9 protein-coding genes are annotated in these 11620 nt (G+C 68.2%); 7 read left to right on the top strand and 2 right to left on the bottom strand.

Annotated elements, in window-relative coordinates; all coding sequences use genetic code 11:
• On the bottom strand, positions 1-327 hold a 327-nt coding region (locus tag A8G18_RS15580; RefSeq protein WP_245207895.1), incomplete at its 3' end, for a flavodoxin domain-containing protein.
• Positions 328-493: 166 nt separating this feature from the next.
• Here A8G18_RS15580 and A8G18_RS15585 point away from each other — a divergent pair.
• Both A8G18_RS15585 and A8G18_RS15590 read left to right on the top strand, forming a co-directional pair.
• Positions 494-2026: a CYTH and CHAD domain-containing protein gene (locus A8G18_RS15585; protein WP_064064582.1), complete on the top strand. Its 1533-nt coding sequence runs from the start codon at positions 494-496 to the stop codon at positions 2024-2026.
• 148 nt (positions 2027-2174) lie between these two features.
• Positions 2175-3068 (top strand): universal stress protein, encoded by an 894-nt coding sequence (locus tag A8G18_RS15590; protein WP_064064583.1) that lies wholly within the window; start codon positions 2175-2177, stop codon positions 3066-3068.
• Between the two features lie 69 nt (positions 3069-3137).
• Here A8G18_RS15590 and A8G18_RS15595 read toward each other — a convergent pair whose 3' ends face one another.
• Positions 3138-4688: a bifunctional aminoglycoside phosphotransferase/ATP-binding protein gene (locus A8G18_RS15595; protein ID WP_064064584.1), complete on the bottom strand. Its 1551-nt coding sequence runs from the start codon at positions 4686-4688 to the stop codon at positions 3138-3140.
• A 117-nt stretch (positions 4689-4805) separates the two neighbouring features.
• On the opposite strand from A8G18_RS15595, the gene A8G18_RS15600 reads away from it, so the two are divergent.
• From A8G18_RS15600 to A8G18_RS22540, 5 genes are all read left to right on the top strand, one after another.
• Positions 4806-7208: a glycerol-3-phosphate 1-O-acyltransferase gene (locus A8G18_RS15600; protein ID WP_064064585.1), complete on the top strand. Its 2403-nt coding sequence runs from the start codon at positions 4806-4808 to the stop codon at positions 7206-7208.
• Positions 7205-8635, top strand: a complete 1431-nt coding sequence (locus tag A8G18_RS15605) for an HAD-IB family hydrolase (protein ID WP_064064586.1) — start codon at positions 7205-7207, stop codon at positions 8633-8635. Before A8G18_RS15600 ends, A8G18_RS15605 begins: the two co-directional genes overlap by 4 nt.
• Positions 8636-9784, top strand: a complete 1149-nt coding sequence (locus A8G18_RS15610) for a lysylphosphatidylglycerol synthase transmembrane domain-containing protein (RefSeq protein WP_064064587.1) — start codon at positions 8636-8638, stop codon at positions 9782-9784.
• 81 nt (positions 9785-9865) lie between these two features.
• The gene (locus tag A8G18_RS15615; protein WP_016934356.1) at positions 9866-11470 is read left to right on the top strand and encodes a sodium-dependent transporter; all 1605 of its coding nucleotides are present in this window, start codon (positions 9866-9868) and stop codon (positions 11468-11470) included.
• Positions 11467-11574 (top strand): methionine/alanine import family NSS transporter small subunit, encoded by a 108-nt coding sequence (locus tag A8G18_RS22540; protein ID WP_081494105.1) that lies wholly within the window; start codon positions 11467-11469, stop codon positions 11572-11574. The genes A8G18_RS15615 and A8G18_RS22540 overlap by 4 nt, the downstream gene beginning before the upstream one ends.
• The last annotated feature ends 46 nt before the right edge of the window (positions 11575-11620 follow it).

Here is an 11620-nt window from a genome sequence, read left to right on the forward strand (position 1 = left end):
CCCGACGCGTTCGGCGACGGCGCACGCGTCGTACGACGTGTCGACCCGTCGCCCGCCCGAAGCGACCGGGCCCGACGAGAAGAGATAGACGTCGCGCTCGCGCAACTCGGACGCATACCGCTCGGCGAACTCCCGTGCGCTGCGCAGCCAGCGACCGCGATAGACGGCACTGCCGAGCACCACGACGTCGTACGCGCCGAGATCGTCGACGTGCTCGGGCGCGTTCACGTCGACCTGTGCGCCGCGGTGGCGCATCGACGCGGCGAGTGCGGTCGCGATCTCCGCGGTCGAACCGTGCCGACTGGCCACCGAAACAAGAACCTTCATCACTACCCTCCGGACCCGCGTCGAACCATGATCACCCCGGAACCGAGCCTTGACCAGGGCCGAAGTGCTCTTTGCCCGGTATCGGCAGATCACAGCCGGACGAATCACCGCATACCGGACCGCATGGCAAGGTGGAAGGCGACGCGTACCGAGAAGGAGCAGATGGATGCCCAGCACACCGTCCCCGGCCGCCGCGGAGGAGGCCGAACGCAAGTACTCCGCCACCGGCGACCAGCCGCTCCCCGACCTGGCGGGGTTGCCGTCCGTCGATGCGATCGACGTCGACCGATTCGAACTGTCGGCCCAGTACTACGACACTGCCGACCTGAACCTGCTGCGCTCGAAGATCACGCTCCGCAGGCGTGAGGGCGGCGACGACGCAGGATGGCATCTCAAGCTCCCGTCCGGTGTCGACACCCGCACCGAACTGCACTTCCCCCTCGGCGACGACTCGGCCGAGGACATCCCCGCCGACCTGTCGTCGCTGCTGCGCGGGCTCCTTCGCGGTGCGCCGCTGAGCCTGGCCGCCCTGCTGGTCACACAACGGCATCGGCACCGTCTCCGCTCTCCCGACGGCGACCTCCTCGCGGAGGTGGTCGTCGACGAGGTGGACGCCGTACGCCGGGCCGACGGGTCCGAGATCCGCTGGCGGGAGATCGAGGTCGAATGGAACTCCTCGTTCGACGAGAAGACCATCGGCCGCTTCCTCTCGGCGCTCGAGAAGCGCTTCGCGGCGGCCGGGATCACCCGCTCGGAAAGCCCCTCGAAACTGCACCGTGTGCTCGGTGATCTGATCCCCACCCGACCGCGGATCGCGAAGGGCCTGCTCCCCGTTCGCGACTATCTCGCAGCCGAACTGCACACTCTGGAGTTGTCGGACCTCGCGGTGCGTCGCGACGCTCCCGATTCGGTGCACAGCATGCGCAAGGCCGCGCGGCGCCTGCGCAGCGCACTGCAGACCTACTCCGGCGAGATCGCCGTGGACGACGACCTTGTCGACGAACTGCGTTGGCTCGGAAGACGTCTCAGCCCGTCGCGCGATCTCGAGGTCCAATGGGAACGACTCGCGGATCGCGTCGCCGACATCCCGGTCGAGTCGCACCGGGAAGCGACGCGAGCCCGTATCGACGAGTACTTCTCGGCCGCATCCGAGGCTGCACGTCTCGAGGCCGTCGACACCCTCCGTTCCGACCGGTACGTCGCGTTGCTCGCCCGACTCGACTCGGCGATCGACGACCTCGCCCCCGCGACCGAAGCGGTGGGTGCACGACCGAAGGTCGCGCGGAAGGAACTGCTGCATGCGATCGAATCGCTCTCGGACAAGGTGTCGCGTCGCGTCGCCGAGGTGGGAGATGCCGAGAGCACGGCCGAACGCGACGAGTTGATGCACCGGGCCCGCAAGGGGGCCAAACGGATGCGGTACGCCATCGAGGTGATCGCGCCGCTGCATCCGAAGCGCTCCGGGCGGATCCTCGACCGGTTCGACACCTTCCAGGATCTGCTCGGCGAATTCCAGGACTCCGTGGTGGCCCGGGAACACCTCCTGCACATGCTCTCCGAGCAGGGCCACACCGCCGAGACCAGCTTCGGGCTCGGGATCCTGTTCCGCATCGAGAGCGAGATCGGCGACGCACAGGCCGCGCACCTGGACGAGGGCTGGAGGAAGGCCCACCGATCGGCCCGCCGGTTGTGGAGCTGACCGAGGTCCGAAGGCCCTGGTCCGGTCCTGTCCGATCGGGGATCATGAAGACCGTCGACAGCGGGTCACCACCGCGTCGTGGCGGTAACGTGACCTCGAGCCGACCGGCACACGGGAAGCCGGGCGCCGCAACGAGAAGGAGACATCGATGAGCACACCGAGCACCGGCAAGGCAGTCGTCGCAGGCGTGGACGGCTCCGAAACGGCTGTAGCGGCAGCGCGATGGGCCGGCGCCGTCGCGTCGCGTATCGGAGCACCCCTCCACCTCGTGCACTCGATGCCCCCGGAGGGCATCTTCTACAGCGAGGCCGCGGTGCTGGTGCAGTCGCAGATGATCCAGCAGCTCGAGGAGGACGGCAAGAAGCTCCTCGCCGACGCCGCCGAGCGCGTCCGCGCCGATCACCCCGATCTCGAGATCGGTAGCTTCATCGGCCCCGGCCCCGCGGCCAAGTCGCTCCTCGAAGCCGCCGAGGATGCCCGTCTGGTGGTCATGGGCGCCACCGGCGCGGGCGCACTGGAGAACTTCCTGCTCGGCTCCACCGTCCTGCGTGTCGCGAACCATGCACCGTGTCCGGTGGTGGTGTGGCGCGGCGACACCGACGCACCGCTGCCCGATTCGCGGCCGATCGTCGTCGGCGTGGACGGAAGCGAATTGTCCTCGGCCGCAGTCACTCACGCGTTCGACCTCGCTTCGGCCCTGAACGTCCCCCTCCGTGCCGTGCACTCGTGGATCGGTGATGCCGCTCTCGGCGTCGGCGCCACCGCCGCGCTGGTCGACTGGGATGCAGTGGAGACCTCGGAGACCGCGGTTCTCGCCGAGACCCTCGCCGGATGGAGCGACCGTCACCCCGAGGTCACCGTCGACCGCGTGATCGACCGGGGCCCGGCGACGAAGGTCCTGCTCGCGCACCTCGACGACGCCCAGCTCGTCGCGGTCGGAAGCCACGGTCGTGGCCAGTTCCGCGCCGCACTGCTCGGATCCACGAGTCAGAACCTGCTGCACAAGGCCCCGTGCCCGGTGCTCATCGCGCGCACGTCCTAGACCGGCTCCTCCGGGGAACGGGGACCGCTTCGACGGAAGCGGTCCCCGTTCCCCGTTCGATCGACGCGATCACCAGGGCGCCGGACCGAGCATGCTCTCCAGTCGCGTCTCGTCGACGGTCTCGACGCCCGTGTCGATCCGGAACGCCTCCGGCCACGGGTCCCTCCGCCGGAGTTGCCGTTCGAGCACGGCGGGAGTCGCATCGGAGGCATCGTCGCCGCGTTGAGTTCGGGATGCCATCCGCTGCAGAAGGATTCCTTCGTCCGCACGACATTCGATCTCGATCACATCCACTGCCGTGTCGTCGGCCACCCTGCGGGCCGCGTCGCGCTGCGCGGACGACAACCAGGTCGCGTCCAGCACGACGGATCGTCCGCGGGTGAGCGCGGTCCCGGCGCGGCGGAGCATCTCCCGGTAGGTCGCCTCCGAATGCGCCGGCGCGTACAGGCCGGTGTCCGTTCCGTCGCCGGTCCGGGCGGTGGGCCGCAGCCCCACCAGTTCCTTGCGGACGACGTCGCTGCGCACCACCTCCGCGCCGAGATACGCGCCGGCCGTGCGCGCGAGCGTCGTCTTACCGGTTGCGGAGACACCCCCCACGAGCACCATACGAAGACGTCCGCGGTCGAGATGGCACTCGAGCAGGTCGAGGAAGCCTGCGGCCGTCTCCCGCGCCCCCGTATCACCCTGCTCGTAGCGGAGGGCGGTCACCTTCGCTCGCACCAGCGCTCGATAGGCGATGTAGTGGTGCACGAGCGACGGCGGCGGCCGATCACCCGAGACCTCGGCGTACTGCTCCAGCAGCCGCCGTGCCGCGGCCTCGGCGCCCAGACGTTCGAGATCCATTGCAAGGAAGGCCAGATCGAGAACCGCGTCTCCGTAGCGCAGTTCGTCGTCGAACTCGAGGCAGTCGATGATGCGCGGGCCGTCGTCGAGGCAGAAGATGTCGTCGGCGAGCAGATCGCCGTGTCCGTCCACGGCCCGGCCCGCCGCGATGCGTTCGTCGAACAGGGCCGTCCGGCCCGCGAGATAACGATGCACGGACTCGCGTATCCGTGCCGACGAGTCGGCGCGATCCGCTCCCACCTCCAGCCCACCGAGATGGTCGAGACTGAGATCCCACAACTCGGCGACGAAATCCGCGGAGGCACACCGGTCGATGCCGGGGCTGTGCGGCGAGGAAGCGTGCAGCGCCGCGACCTGCCGGGCCACTTCGTCGATCACCGACGACACGTCCTCCCCCCGCCGGACCGCCGCGGCCAGGCGCCGGTCGTCCGGGAGCCGCACCATTTCGACGAGGTGCTCGCACGGCTGCCCATCCGGGCCGTAGACGTCCGCGACCCCCAGGTAGACGTCGGGCGCGAGACGGCGGTTGAGTTCCACTTCGCGGTGACAGATCCGCTCGCGGGCCTCCCGCGTGCGGTTGTCGAGGAAGCCCAGGTCGAGCGGCTTCTTCATCTTGTGCACGCGATCGCCGACGAAGAACACCACCGACGAGTGCGTCTCCCGCAGCCCCGCGTACTCGACGAGCCCTGCATGTTCGCCACCGTCCGGTCCGGTACCTGCGGTCACTGCGTCCTCCCTGCCGTCGGCGGGTCCACCGAGCCCTCTCGTCCACCACATTGTCGTTCAGGCACTCCACCGGTGCATCTGCGAAGTCTCTGCGATCGTCCGGATCGCCCGAACGAAACGGCCACGACAGGTAACTTTCACACCGGGGCGACTTCTGGACGGGGTGAGATGAGGAACGACCAACTGGGGCGACCGCGAAGCGACGACACCGTGAGGGCACCCGGCGGACCGACGGTGGCGGTCGTGGCGTACACGACGACACTCGAACGGACGATGATCGAGGACTGGCTGCGTTCGGACGAGGTACCCGCCAAGTACCGCACGCCGACCGGTCCGCAATCGCTCGAACTCGATTCCCGGGTGCTCGTGGACCAGCTCGTCACCCGCACCGACGACCCGCTGATCCTGCCCGTGCGCGTCGTGTGGCTCCCAGCCGAGCGGGACGGTGCGCGACGCGTGCGGTTCTCCGACGTCCTCGCCCTGACGAACCCGCGCAACCCGAATCTGCTGCTGCAGAAGTGGCTCGTGCGCAAGGGCGCCGACCGCCACCGGATCGTCGTGGCCCAACCGGCCCGCCTGTCCGAATTACGTGCCGCGCTCGCCGCGGAGCGCGGCGCCGCCGACGACGAGGCCCTCGCGCGATACGTGACCCGCCGCGCCGTCGTCGCACTCGAACGCGCCGAACGTGCCGTGATCGGGGACCGCTACAAGGTCCCTCGGCTCGTCGCCGCACAGATCATGGACTCGTCGCTCTTCCGGCGCCGTCTCGACGAGATCGCCGCCGAGCACGGTCTGTCGCGCGCCGAGATCGACGCGCGGGCACGCAGTGCGCTCGACGAACTGGTGGCCGTGCAGTCGCGTCTGGTCACCGACCTGTTCACGCAGGCGATGCGGCCGCTGCACGCGGCGGCCTGGACGGTGCACGCGGACGAGTCCGGCCTGCGTGCGCTGCGCGAGTCCAACCGCCGGTACTCCCTGGTGTTCCTTCCGTCGCATCGGTCCTATGCCGACGCCTTCGTCCTGGGCGACATCCTGGCGGCGAACGACTTTCCCGGCAACCACATCATGGGCGGAGCCAACCTCACCTTCTGGCCGATCGGTCCCGTCGCCCGCCGCACCGGCACGGTGTTCATCCGGCGCAGTTTCGCCGACGACGACGTGTACAAGGCGGCGCTCGAGGAGTACTTCGCGTTCCTGCTCAGCAAGCGGTTCAACCTCGAATGGTATTTCGAGGGCGGCCGGACCCGGACGGGCAAGCTCCGGGCCCCGCGCTACGGCCTGCTCAGTTACGTCGCCAACGCGATCCGCGGCGGGCGGGTCGAGGACGCGATGCTGGTGCCCGTGTCGATCACCTACGAGGGCCTGGCCGAGGTCGCGGCGGTCGCCGCCGAACAGACCGGCGCCACGAAGAAGCCCGAAGGGCTGGGTTGGCTCGTCCGTTACGCCCGCAACCAGCGCAAGCGGGCCGGGAACGTGTACGTGCGGTTCGGTGATCCGGTGTCGATGCGCGAACTGCTGGTCGCCGGTGGGGATCCGGACCTGACCGCACCGGCTCTCGCCGCCGGCCCCTCCGCGGCGCCGACGGATCCCGAGGAAGTGCGAGCACTGCGACGGAAAGCGCTGCAGAAGGTCGCCTTCGAGACCGCGGTCGGCATCAACTGCAACACCCCGGTGACGGTGAACTGCCTGGTCACCCTGGCACTGCTCGGTGTACGCGACCGCTCGCTGACGCTCGAGGAGGTACGGGCGGTGATCGCCCCGGTCCGCCGCTATCTCGACCGTCGCGGTGTTCCGCAGGGCGGCCTGCACATCCTCGACGTCGAGGGCGGGCTCGAGGATGTGCTCTCGTCGCTGACCCACGCGGGTGTGGTCACCACCTACGCAGGCGGGGAGGAACCGGTCTATTCCATCGAGCCGGGCCAGCATCTCGTGGCGGCGTTCTACCGCAACAGCGGCGTGCACTGGTTCGTCAACCGCTCGATCATGGAACTGGCGATCCTGTACGCGCACGCCAATCCCGGCGACGATCCCGCTCGTGTCGCGTGGGAGGAGGCGAAGAACCTCCGCGACCTGCTGAAGTTCGAGTTCTTCTTCCCCGACCGCGACACCTTCGAGGCCCAGATTCGCGGCGAGCTGGCTTGGCTCGTCCCGTCCTGGGGCGATGCCCTGCCGACGAAGGACGAGGCGCTCACCGGCCTCGTCGAGACCGGTTTCTTCATGTCGCACCGCACGCTGCGGTCGTTCTTCGACGCGCAACTCGTCGTGGCGGAGCGTCTCGCCGTGCGGGACCCCGAGCTCGAGATCGACCGCGCCGCCTTCCTCGCGGAGTGTGTGGCGGTGGGCCGGCAGATGCTGCTGCAGCGCCGCTTGTACGGACCGGAATCGGTGTCGTCGGAGTTGTTCGCGTCCGCACTCGACCTGGCACGCAATCGAGGACTGCTCGACCGGAACGAGAACAGCGCCATCGTCCGCGAACGCAGGACGGCATTCGCAACGGAGTTGTCGGCGTTGGCGCAGCGGGTCGCGCTGGCCGAGTCGCTCGACGTGTCGAACAGAAAGGTGGAGCGGTGAATCTCGAGCAGGCCCTCGAACGGGTGCGCACGGGTCCGCACGGACCCCAGGTGGCGGCCTTCTTCGACTTCGACGGCACCATCGTGCACGGGTTCTCCGGTGTCCACTTCTTCCGCGATCGGGTGCTCGCCGGAAAGGTCTCCGCATCCGAACTCGCCGCGACGATGATCAACGGACTCCGCGGGACGGAGACCGAGGATGATTTCGAACGTTTCGTCGCGATCGCCTTCAAGGCGTGGCGCGGTCACACCGAGGACGAACTCTACGAGATCGGCAACCGGCTGTTCATGACGACGATCGCCGGGCATCTGTATCCGGAGGCGTGGCAGCTCATCGGGGCGCACCAGAATGCGGGTCACACGGTGGTGATCGCCTCGTCGGCGTCCCGCTACCAGATCCAGGCCGCCGGGGACGCATTGGGAGTCGAGCACATCCTGTTCACCCCCCTCGAGGTGGAGAACGGCGTGCTCACCGGGCGGGTCGACGGGAAATCGTTGTGGCGCAGCGGAAAAGCGCAAGCGGCGCGCAGTTTCATCGAGACTCACGGTATCGACGCCGAGGCCAGCTACACCTATTCCAACGGTGGCGAGGACGTGGAGTTCCTGGCCACCACCGGCAACCCCACCGCCACCAACCCCGATCGCACCCTCGCGCGCGCAGCCGTCGAACGCGACTGGCCGATCATGCGTTTCCGGCCGCGTGGTACGCCGGGTGCGCGGGAGCTCGTTCGGACCGTCGCCGCATACAGCGGTTTCTTCGGCTCGGTGTGGACGGGCCTCGGCCTGGGTCTGGTCAACCGCAGCCGTAAGACCGCCCTCGACTCGATCATCAACATCGGTTCGGAGGTCTCACTGGCGCTTGCCGGCGTGAACGTGCGCATCGTCGGGGAGGCGAATGCGTGGGCCGTGCGACCGGCGGTGTTCATCTTCAACCATCAGAGTCAGCTCGATCCGATAGTGCTGGCCAAGGTCCTGAGGCAGGACTTCACGGGCGTGACCAAGAAGGAGATGGCCGACGATCCGCTGTTCGGACCGCTCCTGCGGTTCGTCGGTGCCACCTTCGTCGACCGCACCAACACCGAGCAGGCGGTCGCGGCACTCGAACCCGTCGTCGAGACCATCCGGCAGGGGACGTCGCTCGTCATCGCCCCGGAGGGCACACGATCGCTGACACCGGCGATCGGCAGATTCAAGAAGGGCGCCTTCCACATCGCGATGCAGGCCGGTGTCCCGATCGTGCCGGTCGTGATCCGCAATACCGGTGAGATCCTGTGGAAGCACTCGACCCTGCTGCGTCCGGGCACCGTCGACGTGGCGGTACTCGAACCGATCGACGTGAACGGCTGGTCGCGGAAGAAGCTCGGAGAGCACATCGCCGAGGTCGAGGATCTCTACCGCCACACCCTGTCCAGCTGGCCCGGCGACTAGATGTCGAACGAGACAGTGAAACCGGGACGACCGGACGACGAGGAACCGGACGACGGTACGGCCGACGAGACGGAACCGGACCAGGGCACGACCGCCGAGACGGGACCGCTCACCCCGAAACGGCGGCGCCGGCTCAAGTGGCTCATCGGCGCACTGCTGGTCGTGGTGCTCACCGTCGAGATCGTCCTCGTGTGGCCGGAGTTGTCCGACAGCGTCCGCGGCCTCGGGCACCTGTACTGGTGGTGGGTCCTCGCGGCGGTGTGCGCGTCGATGGCGGAGATGTCGACCTTCGCTCGGGTTCAGCGGGCACTGCTGTCCGCGGCGGACGTGAAGGTCTCGCAGCGGCAATCGCTCTCGGTGGCACTGGCGGCGAACTCCATGAGCGTGACCCTTCCGGGCGGACCGGTGGTCGGGACGACCTTCACCTACCGGCAGATGCGCCACTGGGGTGCATCCCCGGTGGTGTCGACCTGGCAGCTGGTCATGGCAGGTCTCCTCCAGGCCGCCGGGCTCGCGCTGCTGGGCCTCGTCGGCGCTCTGCTCGTCGGCGCGAGCAACAACCCGTTCTCGTTGATCTTCTCGATCGGCGGTCTGCTGCTGCTGGTCGTGCTCATCCAGTACGCGGCGGGCAATCCGGGTTCGTTCGAGTCGATCGGCCTGATCGCCCTGCGCGGGCTGAACCGTCTGCGGAAGAAACCCGAACACGCGGGTGCCCGGGCGTGGCGGAAGATCGTCGATCAGTTGAGCGCGGTGCAACTCGACCGTCCGCACGCGGCCCGCGCGTTCGGCTGGTCGGTGAGCAACTGGGTGTGCGACGGCGCGTGCCTGGCGTTCGCCGCGTACGCGGTCGGTGGAGCGCCGAGCCTGGCGGGTATCGCGGTCGCCTACGCGGCCGGAACCGCCACGAGCCGCGCCATCCCGCTGCTTCCCGCGGGGCTGGGCGTCATGGACGCGGTGCTGGTCCCGGCGCTCACCGCCAGCGGGATGACCGGTGCGCAGGCCCTGTCGGCGGTGGTGGTGTACCGATTGATCAGTTTCGTGCTCGTCGCCGCCGTCGGCTGGATCGTCTTCGCGTTCCGCTACCGGAACGTCGGCGAGGAGGACGAGGGCGACACTCCCCCGGATCTGCGGATCTGGGACGACGACTGAAGACGCCTACCCGAAAGATCGCCCGTGCGCCGGTCGGGGCGCTAGCGTTGCTCCATCCGAATGAATGGAGGGACGAGGTCCGTGGCACAGCACGAGGTCACACGTAAACGGGAGGTCTGGTCGGGCCGGTCGGTGTTCATCATGGCCGCAATCGGTTCGGCGGTCGGACTCGGCAACATCTGGCGCTTCCCGTACATCGCATACGAGAACGGGGGTGGCGCGTTCCTGATCCCGTATCTGGTCGCGCTGCTGACTGCGGGCATCCCCCTCCTCCTGGTCGACTACGCGATCGGGCACAAGTTCCGCGGGTCGCCGCCGCTGGCCTTCCGCCGGTTGCGCCGCGGAGCCGAGTTCATCGGCTGGTGGCAGGTGCTGGTGTGCTTCGTCATCGGCGTGTACTACGCGGTGATCGTGGCGTGGGCCGCGCGGTACACCTTCTTCTCGATCACCGAGGCGTGGGGTGACGACCCCGAGGGCTTCTTCATGAGTTCGTTCCTGAACCAGGACACCGACGCGACCTTCGGCCTGAACTTCGTGCCGGGCGTCGCGTGGACGCTGCTGCTGGTCTGGATCGCGACGCTCGCGGTGCTCGCCCTCGGCGTCCAGCGCGGTATCGGCAACGCCAACCGGTTCTTCGTACCGTTGCTGGTTCTGCTGTTCGGCGCGCTCGTCGTCCGGTCGCTGACCCTCGACGGTGCGACGACCGGTCTGGATGCGTTCTTCAGCCCGAACTGGTCGGCGCTGACCGACACCAGTGTGTGGATCGCGGCGTACGCGCAGATCTTCTTCTCGCTGTCCGTAGCCTTCGGCATCATGGTGACCTACGCGTCGTACCTGAAGCGCAGGACGAACCTCACCGGGTCGGGTCTGGTCGTCGGTTTCTCGAACTCGAGCTTCGAGGTGCTCGCCGGCATCGGTGTGTTCTCGGCCCTGGGCTTCATGGCCCAGGCCCAGGGTGTCGAGGTCGGTGAGGTGGTCGCGGGCGGTATCGGTCTCGCGTTCATCGCCTTCCCGACGATCGTCTCGGAGATGCCGGGTGGCCCGATCTTCGGCGTGCTGTTCTTCGGCTCGCTGGTCTTCGCCGGGTTCACGTCGATGATCAGCATCATCCAGGTGACCGTCTCGGCCTTCCAGGACAAGACCGGTCTCGGCCGGGTGCCGGCCGTCCTGGCCATCGGTGGTGTGTCGGCGATCGTGTCGCTGCTGCTCTTCCCCACCACGACCGGCTTGAACACTCTCGACGTGGTGGACCGCTTCGCGAACCAGTTCGGCATCGTCGGTGTCGCCTTCGTGGCGCTCGTGGTGGTCGCCTGGATCTACCGGCGCCTGCCCGAACTCCGCGACCACCTCAACTCGGTGTCGTCCTTCCGGGTGGGAACGGGATGGATGGTGTTCACGGGCATCGTCACCCCACTGGTTCTCGGCTACATGCTCTTCAGCGAGGTCCGCGACCGCATCCGCGAGGGTTACGGTGGCCTTCCCGACAGCCTGGTCACCGCCTTCGGGTGGGGCGTGCAGGCCGGCGTGATCGTCCTTGCCGTGCTCCTGACGTTCGTCCCGTGGCGCAAGGGGATCGACGAGGAATACGAGCTCGACGAGAATCGTCCGCTCGCATCCGCCCAGGTCTCCGTTCCGTCCGGTGACTCCGTCCCCGGACCCGACTCGTCCACCGGAGGTACCCAGTGAGTACGGCAGCCATGGGCATGATGATCCTCGCTCTGATCACCCTGTGGGGTGGTCTCGTGATGAGCATCCTTCACCTGCGCAAGCATCCGGACGATCCGGACTGATCCGCACGCGCGACCCCGACGGGGTCGATTGCCGACGCTGCCGCCC

It is taken from the genome of Rhodococcus gordoniae (genome assembly GCF_001646655.1).
Lineage (GTDB): Bacteria > Actinomycetota > Actinomycetes > Mycobacteriales > Mycobacteriaceae > Rhodococcus > Rhodococcus gordoniae.

What these genes read in the sequence shown, in the direction of transcription:
- A8G18_RS15590 (WP_064064583.1), top strand. Translation starts at nt 2,175, where the DNA reads ATGAGCACACCGAGCACCGGCAAGGCAGTCGTCGCAGGCGTGGACGGC.
- A8G18_RS15600 (WP_064064585.1), top strand. Translation starts at nt 4,806, where the DNA reads ATGAGGAACGACCAACTGGGGCGACCGCGAAGCGACGACACCGTGAGG.
- A8G18_RS15595 (WP_064064584.1), bottom strand. Translation starts at nt 4,688, where the DNA reads ATGTGGTGGACGAGAGGGCTCGGTGGACCCGCCGACGGCAGGGAGGAC.
- A8G18_RS15585 (WP_064064582.1), top strand. Translation starts at nt 494, where the DNA reads ATGCCCAGCACACCGTCCCCGGCCGCCGCGGAGGAGGCCGAACGCAAG.
- A8G18_RS15610 (WP_064064587.1), top strand. Translation starts at nt 8,636, where the DNA reads ATGTCGAACGAGACAGTGAAACCGGGACGACCGGACGACGAGGAACCG.